The sequence below is a fragment of the Microbulbifer sp. ABE4_465 genome (genome assembly GCF_056160765.1).
On record NZ_JBSWXV010000007.1, the window covers coordinates 46,053 to 61,397 of the forward strand.

Annotated in this window: 10 protein-coding genes; 7 read left to right on the forward strand and 3 right to left on the reverse strand. The window is 58.5% G+C overall.

Annotated elements, in window-relative coordinates; genetic code table 11:
• Positions 1–23: 23 nt before the first annotated feature.
• From ACXAG1_RS12275 to ACXAG1_RS12285, 3 genes are all read right to left on the reverse strand, one after another.
• Positions 24–1,358 carry an efflux RND transporter periplasmic adaptor subunit gene (locus ACXAG1_RS12275; protein WP_475119842.1) on the reverse strand — a complete coding sequence of 445 codons (1,335 nt, stop codon included), beginning with the start codon at positions 1,356–1,358 and terminating at the stop codon, positions 24–26.
• Between the two features lies 1 nt (position 1,359).
• Complete coding sequence (locus tag ACXAG1_RS12280; RefSeq protein WP_475119843.1) at positions 1,360–2,208, reverse strand: efflux RND transporter periplasmic adaptor subunit; 849 nt, start codon at positions 2,206–2,208, stop codon at positions 1,360–1,362.
• 116 nt (positions 2,209–2,324) lie between these two features.
• Positions 2,325–3,908, reverse strand: a complete 1,584-nt coding sequence (locus ACXAG1_RS12285; RefSeq protein WP_475119844.1) for a TolC family protein — start codon at positions 3,906–3,908, stop codon at positions 2,325–2,327.
• A gap of 369 nt (positions 3,909–4,277) precedes the next feature.
• Here ACXAG1_RS12285 and ACXAG1_RS12290 point away from each other — a divergent pair, with 369 nt between their 5' ends.
• The 7 genes from ACXAG1_RS12290 (at position 4,278) to ACXAG1_RS12320 (ending at position 15,314) form a co-directional block, all read left to right on the forward strand.
• A complete protein-coding gene (locus ACXAG1_RS12290) occupies positions 4,278–5,378 on the forward strand; it encodes an ABC transporter ATP-binding protein (protein WP_475119845.1) in 1,101 nt (366 codons plus the stop codon).
• On the forward strand, positions 5,372–7,660 hold the full coding sequence (locus ACXAG1_RS12295) for an extracellular solute-binding protein (protein WP_475119846.1): 2,289 nt from the start codon (positions 5,372–5,374) through the stop codon (positions 7,658–7,660). The genes ACXAG1_RS12290 and ACXAG1_RS12295 overlap by 7 nt, the downstream gene beginning before the upstream one ends.
• A 23-nt stretch (positions 7,661–7,683) precedes the next feature.
• On the forward strand, positions 7,684–8,583 hold the full coding sequence (locus tag ACXAG1_RS12300; RefSeq protein ID WP_475119847.1) for a sugar ABC transporter permease: 900 nt from the start codon (positions 7,684–7,686) through the stop codon (positions 8,581–8,583).
• A gap of 305 nt (positions 8,584–8,888) precedes the next feature.
• Positions 8,889–11,876 (forward strand): TonB-dependent receptor, encoded by a 2,988-nt coding sequence (locus tag ACXAG1_RS12305; protein WP_475119848.1) that lies wholly within the window; start codon positions 8,889–8,891, stop codon positions 11,874–11,876.
• Positions 11,877–11,994: 118 nt separating this feature from the next.
• Positions 11,995–12,726 carry a SapC family protein gene (locus ACXAG1_RS12310; RefSeq protein WP_475119849.1) on the forward strand — a complete coding sequence of 244 codons (732 nt, stop codon included), beginning with the start codon at positions 11,995–11,997 and terminating at the stop codon, positions 12,724–12,726.
• An 11-nt stretch (positions 12,727–12,737) separates the two neighbouring features.
• Positions 12,738–13,772 carry a cupin-like domain-containing protein gene (locus ACXAG1_RS12315; protein WP_475119850.1) on the forward strand — a complete coding sequence of 345 codons (1,035 nt, stop codon included), beginning with the start codon at positions 12,738–12,740 and terminating at the stop codon, positions 13,770–13,772.
• 39 nt (positions 13,773–13,811) lie between these two features.
• Positions 13,812–15,314, forward strand: coding sequence for a tryptophan halogenase family protein (locus tag ACXAG1_RS12320; RefSeq protein WP_475119851.1), 1,503 nt, complete (start codon positions 13,812–13,814; stop codon positions 15,312–15,314).
• Positions 15,315–15,345 lie beyond the last annotated feature (31 nt).

Consider the following 15,345-nt stretch of genomic DNA (forward strand, 5'->3'; position numbering starts at 1 on the left):
GTGCGGTTACCTCATTGCGGGTGTCAGACTCCGGCCCAGCGACGGGCGGAGGCCAGCGGGCGGCGCAGCAGATAATAGATCAGCGGCACCCGTGCACCGTATACCCGCGCATGGCCGCGGGTATTGATATGGATCTGGGCGTGATCCTGCCCAATGGTCGCCAGCAGTCGGTAGCTCGCCGGCAGATTCTCGCCCTCACTGGTCAGCAGGCTGTGGTAGTGCAGTTCTCCTTCGATGGGAGCGAGTGGGTCGGACTCCGCATAAAACACCACTCGCGCATTGGGCGGAAGGCGGATCGCATCGCGGGTTGGCAGGTCTATCTGGATCTGGCGCGCATCCGGCTGCACGATCTCCATTACCTTTTCACCGGCGCGCACCCGCCGGCCGATCCATTCCGCCCGGTCGGTGTATATGGCCACGCCGGAGGCCTGCGCACGTATGCGGGTTTTGTCCAGCTGTGCCTGTTGGAATTCCAGGTCCAGGGTGCGGATGGATAGATCGGTTTCCGCTTCCGCAAGCTTGTGGCCGGCGGAGGTCTGCTGAAAATTATACTGGCGTGTCATGCGCAGGCGTTCGCTGTACAGGGCAATTTCCTGCTGTACGCGATCGATCTCTGCGTTGACCTCAGCATCTTCCAGGGTAAATAGCAGGTCGCCGCTGTGTACCGGCGCATTGGGTGGAATATTGATTTCACGTATCACGCCATCGGTGCGCGCGGACACGATACGCGGCTCTATGGCCGCCAGAGAGGCCGGAGCGAGAACACTCTGGCGCACCGGGATTACACAGATCGCTGCAATTGCTGCCGCGGCGATCAGCGGACGGCGCCCCAGCCATTTTTTTAACCACCCTTGTTTCTGCCCCCGCAGGGCCAGCAGCCCGTGACACAGTGCCGCACCGATTTCCCGGAAAATCTCCTGCTCCTGAGGTGAGAGTTTGCGCGCGCGCAACAGGGCCAGGCAGCCCAGTAGGTCCCCGTTGTTTTTTTCGATGGGTAACAGTGCAAGGGTTCGGGCGTTGAGGGTGGCGGAAGCCTCCGGCGGTGCGTCACCCGCGGTATGTATCTCCACCTGAACCGGTGTGTGCGGAGACGCTTGCTTGCGTGCCTCACCAATATAACCCTTGACTTCACCGCGCCAGCGCTGTGCTTCACTACTGGTCGGGTCAACACTGGTGACATTGGATGCCGCAGCAAGATTCAGTTGAGGGCCGCTGAAATACAGGCAGGCATCAAACGCGAGCAGGGACTGGCTATCGGTACAGACGATGCGGCCAATCTGTTGTTCATCGGCTGCGTCACGGAGTTTTTTTTGCAGGGACAGAAATCCGTTGAGCTTCTCCAGTAGCTTTGCATCCATCTCAGTTGGCTCCGCGATGATCGCTCTTACCGGAGCCGCCGGCGAGGAGGTCGCTCGTGCTTTTCGCCCGCTGGAACCGGGCTTCGCCGCTCATACCGGAAATCAACAGCCGGGATGTATTTATTGAGTCTTCGCCGGAATCAATAACACCGATGACCCGTACGGTACGGGTTACCGGGTCAACCACGGGGACAATGCGCTGCAAGGTGGCGGAGTAGGTCAGACCGGTTTCATTGATCATGACCTGGAAGTTGTCACCCAGGGAGAGCTTGGCGAGCCACGCAGAGGGAATGATGGCTTCGACTTCCAGCCCGCGGTTGTCGACCAGCTCGAACAGTGGTGCGCCGACTTCGGTGCGCTGGTGCGGTTCCACCGTGCGGCTTACGACATAACCATCAAAGGGGGCGCGCACTTCGCAAAGGCTGTTGCGGTGAGTGAGCACCTTGGCATTGGCAGTGGTCTCTGCCAGCTGTGCCTCGCTCTGCAGCATTTCCAGTTCGCTGATATTGCCGCCCAGCTGGCGCAGTGAAATATTGGCATCGAGCTGGCGGCGCGCAAGTGCGCGCTGGGATTCGGCGCCTTCGAGTTCGGCTCTCAGTTCTGTGCAGTCGAAACGTGCAAGCAGATCATTTTTGTTGAAGCGGTCGCCCGCGCGCACATGGACTTCGATGATGCGCGCGGCAAGTTCGCTGGATAGCTGCACCCGGCTGAGTGCGTTGAGCTTGGCGGGGGCGGTGTTCTGGTCCCTGTTGGTGCGTGGCTCGCCCGTGGTTTGAGCGAAGCCACCGGCACTGACCATTGCCACACAGGTTGCCAGCAGCACCGTGGAAATAACGGTTCGGATTTGCATGACGGGTACCACCTGTACATCTGTCGCAGCCACATCAACGCTGTGAGTGACCTTCAATTACTGAAAATTGCTGAACTTCAGGATTCTGGAAAAGCCCCGGTAAAAGTCTGCGGCGTTTACCAGTGCGCTGCGGCTTGCCCGTCTTCACGGATTTCAGCTTCGCGCTTCTCCACGCCCTCCGGGTTGTAGCCACCGATTGGCAGCAGTTCCATGCTGGCGCTCTGGGTGCGCATGTCGGCGACCTGCTGTTCGATCACTTCCAGCGGCTGGCGGTAATCGATATAAAACTCCGGCTGGAAACCCACCGCGTTGCTGAGTCGACTATTGGCGCTACGCCAGTCGGCGTAACTTACGTCCTGCTGTACGCTGGAAAGCAATGCCTGGGTAGACGCGTGGATATTTTCGAGCTCTGTTCCCTGGCTGGACTGCCAGCGCGCGCGGGACTGGCTCGCCATCTGGCGGTCGATATCCGCCAGCTCCAGCGCATAGCCGTGATTGAGTTGCGCGCGTTTTACATGGCTGTAGGCGAGGTCGACCTGGGTGAGCACCGCCACGGTCAATGCGGCGCGACGAACGTCACCGAGGCGCTCATTGTCGCGGGCGTATCCGATCAGGTCGCGGCCGGCGACCACGGTGCCGAGTAAATCCCAGGTCAGGCGCAGGCTGCTTTCGGCCCAATCGTTGTACAGCAGGTAGCTGTTGTCGTCGTAGAAATACCCGGTGCGCAGTTCAAGGCCGGGCAGCAACTGCAGGCATGCTTTGCGGATTTCTGTTGCGGCGATGCGCTCGCGGTAATCCTCTTCCAGCAGTTCCGGGCGGTTGCGCAGGCTGTATTGCTCCAGCTCCAGCACACTCATTTCCGCGAAGGGGCTGCGCAGTACATCGCTGGATGCGGCGCTGACCGCGAACTGAGTGCCGGGGGGGAGCCCCATCAGCGAGGCGAGTTCCATCTTTGCGTTGTGCATATCGCCTTCCAGCGCTAGCAGCTGCTGCATCAGGTCGAGCAGGTCGCGACGGTAGGCCAGGCTGGCCTCGGTCTGGCGCAACCCGCGCTCGGCGCTCTCGCGGGATTTTTCCAGTGCGCGCCGGGTCTGTTCGATCAGCCCGGGCAGTTGCCCCTGGGCGCGCTGGGCGGCGGCGGCCATCCAGAAGGCGTATTCCACGTCCATGATCACGTTGTGCATCAGCTTGCGCTGGCGCTCGATTGCAATCATCACGCCATCGGCGGCCTGTTTGGCGGAGAGATAATTGATACCGAAGTCGAGCACGTTCCACGACAGCTCCAGCCCGGCGGTACTGTAGGTTTTATCCAGGGAGGTGGACTGGGCGAGTGATTCGTTGCCGTTTACGTCCTCACTGCTGGCGAAGTGCTGTTTGTTGCGGTGGTTGTAACCGGCACTGGCGGCAATTTCCGGCAGCATGTCCCAGCGCGACAGGCTCAGGTTGCGGTTGGCGACCGCCGCCTCCATCAGCTTGAGACGATTGTCCATGTTGTAGGCGATGGCCCGCGCAATGGCTTCATTGAGATCGATGGGGCCGGTGACCGGTTGTTGATTGCCGAAGGCGGTTTGCCAGTCACCACTCGCGCGTTGATCTATGGTGGCGTCGTCCATGGCGGTCGGTTTTACCGAACAGGCAGATAGAGTCACGAGGGTGACGCCAAATGTTGCAATAAAAGCCGCAATTGGGGCCTGGCGCATATCTCTGAGTCCTTATAAATACTTATCGACTACAACGCGGTACATCTGCGCCCGTTAAATCTAGTACAAATGTTTCAGAACGCTGTGCGGGGCGTATTTGTCCTCCGGGTTTCGTCGCGGGAGGACACATGAGTTGTGGCGGGCGACGCCTGCGAACTCCTGTGCGGTGCCACTGGAGGATCAGGCGGGACGGTGTAGGATTGTGTGCAACATCAAATGATCGGGTTTGGTTTGGCCAATCCGTGTGTCATGGGGGGGAGGCGGCGGCGATGTTTCTGGGGCACAATCCGGTATCTGGTAGAGAATCCTGCCAGCGATAGAAAGACAATAATAAAAGCTGTATATCGACGATAAGAGAGACCCGTCCCATTGGCCAATATAGAGTTCAGCGGCGTCAGCAAGCGCTATGACGATGGTCCCGCAACCGTGCCCGGACTGGATCTGGAGATCCGCGATGGCGAATTTATGGTGCTGGTGGGCCCGTCCGGCTGTGGCAAATCCACTACCCTGCGGATGATTGCCGGGCTCGAATCCATCAGCGGTGGCGACCTGTATATCGGTGGTCACCGGGTCAACGACCTGCCGCCCAAGGACCGGGACATCGCCATGGTGTTCCAGAATTACGCCCTTTACCCACATATGTCCGTGTTCGAAAACATGGCATTTGGCCTGCGGGTGCGGAATTTCCCCAAGCTGGGCATTGATCGCCGGGTGCGGGATGCCGCCGAGACCCTGGGGTTGTCGGATCTGCTCGCGCGCAAGCCCGGCCAGTTGTCCGGCGGCCAGAATCAGCGGGTGGCCCTGGGCCGTGCCATGGTGCGCGATCCCCAGGTATTCCTGTTCGATGAACCGCTGTCCAATCTTGACGCCGAGCTGCGGGTACAGATGCGCGGTGTCATTCACCGGTTGCACCGCCAGCTGGGAACCACCTCTGTGTACGTTACCCACGATCAGGTGGAGGCGATGACGCTCGGCACTCGCATTGCCATCCTCGATCGGGGCGAGTTGATGCAGGTGGGCACGCCTCTGGAGCTCTACAACGATCCGGACAATACCTTTGTCGCAGGCTTTATGGGCTCGCCGCCGATGAATCTGCTCGCGGTGACGAATGACGGCACCCAGCTCACCTGTGACCTGCTCAAGTTGCCGCGCCCGCAGCTGAAAGGGCTGAATCGCACACTGGTTTTTGGGCTGCGCCCGGAAAAACTCGTGACCGCGGCCAGCGCGCCGGCAAACTGGCCGCGGCTTAAGGGCGAGATCGAACTGGTGGAAAGCCTCGGTGCGGAAATGCTGGTGCACCTGCGTGCCGGTCACTCACAGCTGGTGGCCCGGTTACCGGGGCTGCGGATGTTTGTCCTCGGCGACACGCTGGAGCTCGCGTTCGATCCCGCCGCGGTGTACCTATTTGATGGGACTAGCCAGCAGCGCATTCGCGGTGATGGCGTTCGCACCGGAGTGCACACGTGCTGAATCGTCCGTGCAGAAAGCGCCGGGGAATTTCCCTGCTGATGCCCATGTTGTTGCCCATGTTGTTGCCGCTGTTGCTGGTGGGCGCCGCCCCTGCCCACGGGGCGGAGACTCTCGTTCTCTGGCACAGCTACCGCGGGGCCGAGCGCGCCGCTTTTGAACAGCGTATTGAAGATTACAACCGCAGCCAGAGCGCGGTACAGGTCAAGGCGCTGGCGGTTCCCTTTGGTGGCTTTGCCGACAAGTTATCCGCGGCGTTGCCCCGGGGGCAGGGGCCCGACCTGTTTGTCTTTGCCCACGATCGTCTCGGCGGGTGGGCCAGCTCGGGGCATACCGTAGAGCCAATTGATCGCTATGTGAGTGAGCGTTTACTGCGGCGCTTCCCGGCAAACCTGCTGGATGCGATGACCTTTGCGGGCGACCTCTACGGGTTGCCGTTCGCGTTCAAAAGCCCCGCGCTGATCATGAATACCGACCTGGCGCAGTCGCCGCCGCCCACAACCGACGCCATGGTGCTAGAGGCGCTGCGCCACACCGACCGCGCTGTCGGGCGCTTTGGCCTCGCCTACAGCTACACCGAACCCTTTTTTCACGGCGCTCTGATGAACAGTTTCGGGCGCGGCCCGTTTGATCGCGGTGGCAACCTGGATCTGGATAGTCCGGCCAATATTGCCTCGCTGCAGATGCTCGCGCGCTGGGCGCGCCACGACCGGATATTGCCGGAGGATCCCAGCAGCACGCTGGTGACGGACCTGTTCAATCAGGGGCGAGCGGCGATGGTGATCAGTGGCCCCTGGATGCTGGGGGAAATCTCTCCGCAGGTGAATTACCGGGTGGCACCGCTACCGCTCAACAGCGAGAGCGGTAAACCCCTGTCACCCTGGGTGGCGGTTGAGGGGCTGTTCCTGTCGCCCTGGTCACAGCACCCGGAACAGGCCGTGGCACTGATGGAGTTTCTCACCAGCCGCGCCTCCGCGGAGATCATGGCCATCGAGGGGGGACAGCTACCGGCGAATATCAGTGCGTTTGAACACCCGAGTATCGCAACCAACCATGTGGCCATGGCGTTTCGCCGCCAGCTGGAGCACACGGTGCCGATTCCCAATCTGCCGGCCATGACCCTGCTGTGGGTTCCCCTGGAAAATGCGTTGAAAAAAGTCGTCAAGGGTGTGGCGCAGCCGGAAGCGGAGATGCATCAACTTCAGCGGCAACTGAGCGCGGACCTCGCGGGTCTGGAGCGCTCCCGCCGACGGGGTGAAACCCCGGCGCAGATGCCAATCTGGCTGTGGGCGATTCCAGTTGCACTGATGGTGCTCGCGGCCTGGGGCTGGCACCGTTATCGCAAGCGCCTGATGGCGAGCTGGCAGACCAACCGAACCGCTTACCTTTATATCTTGCCGGCCATGGTCGGCATGCTGGTACTGGTCTTTTTCCCGCTGCTGTACGGCCTGCTGTTGTCGTTTACCGATACTACGGTATTCAATGAGCACGCCCCCCTGTGGTCGCGGTTTGTCGGGCTGGACAACTACGCAGCGATTCTCGGTGATTTTCACTTGTGGCGGGGGCAGGGCAGCGAGCGCAGTCTGGACTTCGATAATTTTTACTGGACGCTGCTGATCACCGTATTGTGGACCGCCAGCAATGTGGTGCTTGCAGTGGGGCTGGCGCTGATTCTGGCGCTTGCCCTGGACAGGCCTATTTTCGGGCGCAGTTGGTTCCGCCTGATTCTGATTCTGCCCTGGGCCATTCCCAACTACATTACCGCGCTGGTGTGGAAAGGCATGTTCCACCCGCAATTCGGCGTGATCAATCAGGGCCTGCAGGTGCTCGGGCTGGCGCCGGTGGCGTGGTTCGATTCCATCGGCGCGAGCTTTTTTACCGGGCTGGTGACCAATGTCTGGTTGAGTATCCCGTTTATGATGGTGGTCATTTTAGGCGGCCTGCAATCCATTCCGCGGGAACTGTATGAGGTGGCCCGGGTGGAAGGCGCCGGACGCTGGTTCCAGTTCCGCGCGATTACCCTGCCGCTGCTGAAACCGGTGCTGATCCCGGCGGTGATCCTGTCGGTGGTGTGGACCTTCAATATGTTCAACGTCATTTATCTGGTCAGCGACGGCGCACCGGCGGGTGCCAACGATATTCTGATCACCAAGGCGTTCCGAATTGGCTTTGAAAAATACCAGTACGCCTACGCCGCGGCCTATTCCATGGTGATTCTGGCATTGCTGTTCTGCTATGCCATGTGGCAGGTGCGCGTGAGCCGAACTATGGAGGGCGCGCGGTGACTACCGCAAGAGAAGCCGGACCTATGCCCGGAAGGGTCAGCCTGCGCGGCAAGCGGCTGCTGCGCGATATTTGCAGCGCCCGTTTCGCGCTGCTGATTTTCGCCTCGCTGATCGTGATCTATCCGCTGTTGTGGGTTGTCAGCCTCGCCTTCTCCGGCCAGCAGTCCCTGACCCTGGTGCGACTGACGGAAGACGCCAGTATTACCGAGCAGTTAATGGCCCTGATTCCGCTGCCGGAACAGTGGACTCTGGCCAACTTCCGCGCGGTACTGACCGAGCAACCGTTTCTTCGCTGGCTCGGCAACAGCCTGGTGGTTGCCATGGCCACTACCGCTATTGGTCTGACCCTGAGCTGCACCGCGGCCTATGCATTTTCCCGCTTTCGCTTCGCCGGTCGGCAGCGCGGCATGATGTTGTTCCTTATTTCCCAGATGTTTCCCGCGGTGCTGATGTTGATACCGCTCTACGTGATTGTGGTGCAGTGGTTGGGGCTGGGGAACTCCTGGCTGGGGCTGATCCTGGTGTACTCCATTACCGCTCTGCCATTTTGTGTGTGGATGCTGAAAGGGTATTTCGACACGCTGCCGTTTGAGATAGAAGAGTCCGCACTGCTCGACGGTGCCAGCCACTGGACCATTTTTATCCGAATCATCCTGCCCCTGGCACGCCCCGCCATTGCGGTTACCGGCTTGTTCGCATTCATGACCGCGTGGAACGAGTTTATTCTCGCCTCGATCTTTATGGATGATGAATCCCTCTACACCGTTCCGGTAGGCCTGCGTTTTTTTGTCAGCGACTACGCCTCCGAGTGGGGGTACTTTGCTGCCGGCTCCATTCTCGTCTCTCTGCCCGTTATGCTCCTGTTTCTCGCCTTGCAGCGCTTCCTGATATCCGGGTTGTCGGCCGGTGCCGTCAAGGGTTGATCAGTAGGCAGTAGTTGCTCCCCGCTTCTCGCCCCGCACTGGTGCTGTAAATGGCTCACGCTGGTGCAAAAGCGCGTCATTCTCGTAAGTCATTGAAAAGTAAGTGCTTTCCCGTTCCCGCTTTGCGGGAATCAAGGTGGGATAGTCCATTTTTCACCAATTTCCCAAGGTGGGACGACGCAATTTGGCGCGCAGCGGGAGTATAGGCTCGCGCCAGATCGGGTTATCCTGTTGCGGTCTCAAGTGGTACCCACCCTGGCGAAAACCAATAAATAAAATGACGTGACGATGGGGGAGACAACTCCATGAACAGAATGACCGGATTCAAGAAGAATTCTATTGCGGTGGCCATCGCCACCCTCGCGGGTGTAAGCGGCGGCGCCCTGGCTCAAACCGAAGCAGATGCAGCACTGGAAGAAGTGGTGGTGCTGGGTATTCGCGGCAGTCTCGATAAATCCATGGATACCAAGCGCGACGCCCAGGGTGTTGTGGATGCCATCTCCGCGGAAGATATCGGCAAGTTCCCCGACACCAACCTGGCGGAATCTATGCAGCGGATCTCCGGTGTTTCCATTGACCGTGTCAACGGCGAAGGCAGCCGGGTCACTGTGCGCGGCCTGGGTCCTGACTTCAACCTGGTGACCCTGAACGGTCGCCAGCTGGCGCGTACCACCGGTGGCCGCTCGTTTGATTTCCAGAACATCGCCTCCGACATGGTGACCGGTGTGGAAGTGGCCAAAACCAGCGATGCCACGCTGCCGTCCGGCGGCATGGGTGCGACCATCAACCTGCTGACCGCGCGTCCGCTGGAAACTCCCGAGCGCACCATCCGCTTTGCGGCCAAAGGTGTGATTGATGAGTCCTCCGATGATGCGGATATGACGCCCGAATTCAGCGGCTTCTATTCCGATACCTTTGCCGATGGCAAATTCGGTGTGGCCATTTCCGGTAATATCTCCGAGCGCGAAAGCGGCAGCTCCCAGTCCACCACCCCCGGCTGGATGAGTGCCGAGGGCCAGACCAACAGCAACGACTGGGGTGGGTTCCTGCCACTGGAAGGCCAGGTAAACCGCCCGGGTGAGGGTGACATCTACTCCGCCCCGCGCAGCCTGGTGTACAAATTTGAAGAGCAGCAGCGCAAGCGCACCAACGGGCAGCTGGTACTGCAATGGGCGCCGAACGAAGACGTGACCGCGACTGTTGACTACAACTACTACCAGAACAAGATCGCCAAACAGTTCAACGATATTTCCGTGTACCACACCTGGGGTGAGTGGGGGGGAAGCCAGGAAGGTATCTGGACCGACGGCCCCATCTCTTCCCCGATCATCTACTCCGAATTCGGCACTGGTGGTGACGTGGCCATGGGCGGCGGCAGCACCGCCGAGGTGTTTGAAGGTGACATGTTCGGCGTGAATCTCGAGTGGCAGGCCAGCGACCGCCTGAGCCTGGAACTTGATGCCCAGCACTCTGAAGCCGAGCGCCGCCCGGACAGCCCCTGGGGCACCGGCGGTACCCTGAGTCTGGCGGCGCTGGTGCGCCAGGGTTCTACCATCGATTTCACTCAGGACCTGCCGGCACTGCATGTCATTACCGAAAATGGCCTGAATGCATCGGATATCCTGGTCACCGGTTCTGTATTCCAGAACAACCGCGATCACTCAGAAATCGACCAGTTCCGCTTCGGCGGTAATTTCGAGCTGAATGCGTCGAGCGATATCGATTTTGGTATTTCCCGCCAGGAAGTCAGCAATACGTCTCAGGAAACCTTTGTACAGCGCAACAGCTGGGGTGGTGCCGGCAGCCCGGCCGATCTCCCGGACGAGTTGTTCACCGCGAAAGATCTGTCGGACGAATTCGACATGTCCTGGGGTGACTTCTCCGAGATCGATGGCAACCAGACCGCCCTCGATACGTATTTTGCCTGGGACTTCAATGCCGTGCGCGCGATCGCCGAGCAGCAGTTCGGCAATGATCCCACGGATCTGTCCCAGGCCACTGCGCTGGGGGATTGTGGTACGGCATTCTGTGCCTCTACCGACTGGGGTTCGCAAACCGACCGCACCACGGTGGAGACTACCAACGCCGCCTACGCCCAGTACAACTTCCGCTCCGAACTACGCGGCATGCCCTATCGCGTGAATGCCGGGCTGCGTTTTGAAGAAACCGAAGTGGTATCCACCTCCATCGTGCCCACCTACGACACCGCGACCTGGTCTGGTGGTACCGAAGTTGTGCTGACCAGCAGTGACGGTGCACGGGACTACCTGACCCAGACCGGCGAATACAGCTACGTACTGCCGAGCCTTGCGTTCAGTATCGACCTGACCGATGAAGTGGTCGCGCGCGCGGCGATCAGTGAGGCGATCACTCGCCCGGGCTACAACGACATCAAGGGTGGCACCACCGTTGGTGGTCAGGCGAACAGTGGTATTGGCGGAGGCTCCTCCGGCAACCCGGGCCTGAAGCCGTTTGAGTCCCTGAATTACGACCTTTCCCTTGAGTACTACTACGGCGACACCAGTTACGCGTCCGTCGGGTTGTTCCGCAAGGAAGTGTCCAACTTCATTAGTGGCGGTATCACCGAAAGCACCATTTTCAATATCCCCAATCCGTCCGATGGCGCGCTGGTGGATGAGGCCCGGGCCGCAATTGCAGCGGGTGCCGATGTTTCCATTCATGAATACATCGCGCAGAACTACGCCGATAGCCCCTACGTCAATGTGACTTACACCGACGAGGGTGAGATCGACACCGTGCAGATCACCGGTAATCCGGAAACCGATAACGACATGGTGTTCCGCATCAGTCAGCCGGTGAATGGTGAACTCGACAACACCATCGACGGTATGGAGCTGGCGGTTCAGCACTTCTTCGGTCAATCCGGTTTCGGTATGCAGGCGAACTACACCATTGTGGATTCCGACCTGACCTACGATCCGTTCCTGATCATGGACCAGGAATCCATGATCGGCCTCAGTGATTCCGCCAACCTGGTGGGTTTCTACGAGAAAAATGGTTTCCAGGCGCGTATCGCCTATAACTGGCGAGATGAGTTCCTGAGTGCCCGCGGTCAGGATACTGGTGAGCATCCGCAGTATGTTGAGGCGTACAGTCAGATCGACCTGAACATCAGTTATGAGATTCCGCAAATCGAAGGTATGCAGGTATTCCTCGAAGGAATCAACGTAACCGACGAGTATGTACGTGTGCACGGCCGCGACAAGTACCAGTTGATGGGACTGTATCAAGGTGGTGAACGCTGGCAGCTCGGCGCACGCTACGCCTTCTAAGCGCCTTCACAGGATGGTTTGCTAAAGCAAAGGAAAGCCGCTGTTCCCAGAGGAGCAGCGGCTTTTTTGGCTAAAGAGTCTTACATCAGATAAAAACAATAACGGTGAGAGAAGCACGATGACGAATGCAGTATTGCTGAACAATGTGGATCACCGCGAATTGCGGGTGGTGACCGAGCGCTCCGCAGCGTTTGGCGATGATCAATGGTTCGCACTGACGTTTCCCCTGGAGTTTCGCGCACTGCAGGGGCAGTACCCGATCTTTTTCCAGAAAGATGCGCGCAGTGGTAATTTTTTTCCTCTGGCGCTATTGGGGCTACAGCCCGGGGAGAACCTGTTCCTGAATGAGTGCGGATGGGATGCGTCATACATTCCACTGGCCATTCGTCGCGAGCCCTTCATGATTGGCCGCCAGCACCACGTTGAGGATGGCGTGCAGAAAAGCCGGCGCGTAATTCATATCGACCTGGATAACCCCCGGGTCAATCGCGTCCGTGGAGAAGCGTTGTTTCTTGAATACGGTGGTAATACCCCCTACCTGGATCGCGTTGCAGACATGCTGGAGGCGGTACATCAGGGGATAGAGCAGGGCGAAAAGTTCGTACGCACCCTGCAGGTACATGGATTACTGGAACCATTTACGCTGGAGGTGACCTTGAATAATGGTGAGACCAATCAGCTTAAGGGCTTCTATACCATCAATGAAGAGCGCTTGAAGGCGCTGGATGCGGAAGACCTGCAGGAACTGCATGGTGCCGGGTTCCTCGAGGCCATCTACATGGTCATGGCTTCCCAGTCCCAGATGCGACGTCTGATTGACGAAAAGAACCGACGTCTCACGGCGCACTGAGGGGGTGAACCTTGGAAGCTCCATGTATTGAGGATGCGGGTGTTACTGCGGCGAGTGAAGTCCGGGGTGTGCACTCGGGCAATATTCTGGAATATCTCGCCGGAGTGACGCGCCCACTTGTTTTGCGCGGTTACTGCGCTCACTTTCCTTCGGTTGTCGCGGCGAAGGAATCGGATCGCGCTGTTGCCGAGTATTTACTGGGTCACTATAGCGGCCATCCGATCAATGGCTGCTACGGAAAATCGGAGACCGGCGGCCGGGTGTTCTACAACGAGGACATGAGTGGCTTCAATTTCCAGGTCCGGCAAACGGATCTGGGTATCTTACTCGACGAAATTCTTGCCGATTCGGGCCAGCCCAATACACCCATGCGCTATATGCCCTCCAGTGAAGTGGGGCACTGGTTTCCGACGTTCGCCGAGGTCAACGATGCCGGTGTGCGGTCGGTTTCACCGGTAGGGTCCCTGTGGCTGGGCAATAAGGTACGGGTGGCCGCACACTACGATTTTCCGAATAACCTCGCGTGCAATATCGCCGGGAAACGTCGCTTCACCCTGTTACCTCCGGAACAAATCAGTAATTTATACCCCGGCCCGCTGGAATTCGCGCCCGGTGGCCAGGAAGTGAGCCTGGTGGATTTTTACCAGCCTGACTTCGAACGGTTCCCGCGATTTCGTACCGCACTCGACCATGCGCTGGTGGCAGAATTGGACGCGGGCGATGCATTGTATATTCCGGGTATGTGGTGGCATCACGTGGAAAGCCTGGGCAACCTCAATGTACTCTATACCCACTGGTGGCGGGATTCCGAAGCCCATATGGGAAGGCCCACCAATGCACTGTTACATGCCGTGCTCGGGTTGCGCAATTTACCCGCGCATCAGCGCAAGGCGTGGAAGGCATTGTTTGACTACTATATTTTTGACGCGGAAGACGGTGCTTCCGAGCATATTCCGGCGGGGCGCCGCGGTGTTCTGGAGCAGCCCCTCTCGCTGGAAGCTGCGATGCAACTGCGGGCAAAACTTCAAAATGACCTGAAGCGCTAAAAAAATAAAGAAAACAATAAAGAAAACGTGAGAGATGTAATGAAAAGCAAGCAACGGGTTCGCAATGTGGTCATCGCTGGTGGCGGTACGGCAGGCTGGATGACTGCGGCCGCCCTGGCGAAACTTTTGGGAAAAAACCTCAATATAACCCTGGTGGAATCGGAAGAGATTGGCACCGTAGGGGTAGGTGAGGCCACCATTCCTTCCCTGCACCTGTTTCACCAGCTGCTCGGTATCGATGAGCGCGAGGTAATGGCCTTCACCAACGCTACCTTCAAGCTGGGGATATCGTTTGAGAACTGGAAGGATGTCGGGCAGGACTATATTCATTCATTTGGTGATGCCGGACAGGATTGCTGGGCGTGTAATTTCAGCCACTTCTGGGTGAAGGGATTACAGCAGGGAATCCAGCATGAAATCGGCGATTACTGTGTCGAGCACTACGCTGCCCGCCAGGGCCGATTTGCTACAGGTGGACAAAGGAAGCGCACACATGCCTATCATTTTGATGCAAGCCTGTACGCAAAGTATCTGAGAACGCTTGCGGAAAAATTTGGGGCCAGACGGATTGAGGGAAAGATTCGCAACGTGCAGCTGGATCACGCAACTGGCGATATACAGGCACTGAATCTGGAGAACGGCGAGCGACTCGAAGGTGATCTGTTTATCGATTGCACGGGTTTCCGCGGCCTGCTGATCGACAAGGCGCTGCACACCGGTTACCACGACTGGGGTCACTGGCTTCCCTGTGATCGCGCGGTCGCCGTGCAAACCACCAAAAGTCACAGCCCGGTGCCTTATACACGATCCATCGCCCGTGAGTCCGGTTGGCAGTGGCGAATTCCACTGCAGACGCGTACCGGGAATGGACTGGTCTTCTGCAGCCATTATCAATCGGACGATGAGGCTCGGCGGCAATTACTGGACAATGTCGAGGGTGATGCGCTGACCGAGCCCAGGGTTATTCCGTTCCGCACTGGAACCCGCCGGAAGCACTGGAATAAAAACTGTGTGGCGATCGGGTTGTCCAGCGGGTTTATCGAGCCGCTGGAGTCTACGAGTATTCACCTGATTCAGCGCAGCATCATTCGTCTGATGACCATGTTTCCGGCGGATGGAATCAAGCAGGTGGATGTTGAAGAATTCAATAAGTTGGTGCTGGACGAAACGGAGAATGTGAGGGATTTTATTATCCTCCACTACAAGCTTACCGACCGCGAAGACAGCGAATTCTGGCGGTACTGCCGGGGAATGGATATTCCGGATTCACTCGCGCACCGTATGGCCATGTTCAGGGAAAGTGGCCGTGTATATAAATACGGAGAAGAGTTGTTTGGAGAGACATCCTGGCTGCAGGTTATGCTCGGGCAGGGAATTATGCCGCAAAGTTATCACCCGATTGCGGATATGATGAGCGCAGCTGAACTGGATAAATTCCTTGCGGGTATCCGCAGCCAGGTTCGCGGCACCGTTGAGGGTTGGCCGCAGCATATGGAATTCATTGGTCATTACTGTAAGTCCATGGCGCCTGAGAAAATGTGATGGATTCGGCGCAAGTCTGCGCCGAAATGGT

Bases quoted from the DNA above. Each gene is read 5' to 3' on its own strand.
- ACXAG1_RS12275 (WP_475119842.1), bottom strand. From the start codon at position 1,358: ATGGATGCAAAGCTACTGGAGAAGCTCAACGGATTTCTGTCCCTGCAA.
- ACXAG1_RS12280 (WP_475119843.1), bottom strand. From the start codon at position 2,208: ATGCAAATCCGAACCGTTATTTCCACGGTGCTGCTGGCAACCTGTGTG.
- ACXAG1_RS12285 (WP_475119844.1), bottom strand. From the start codon at position 3,908: ATGCGCCAGGCCCCAATTGCGGCTTTTATTGCAACATTTGGCGTCACC.
- ACXAG1_RS12300 (WP_475119847.1), top strand. From the start codon at position 7,684: ATGCCCGGAAGGGTCAGCCTGCGCGGCAAGCGGCTGCTGCGCGATATT.
- ACXAG1_RS12305 (WP_475119848.1), top strand. From the start codon at position 8,889: ATGAACAGAATGACCGGATTCAAGAAGAATTCTATTGCGGTGGCCATC.
- ACXAG1_RS12310 (WP_475119849.1), top strand. From the start codon at position 11,995: ATGACGAATGCAGTATTGCTGAACAATGTGGATCACCGCGAATTGCGG.
- ACXAG1_RS12320 (WP_475119851.1), top strand. From the start codon at position 13,812: ATGAAAAGCAAGCAACGGGTTCGCAATGTGGTCATCGCTGGTGGCGGT.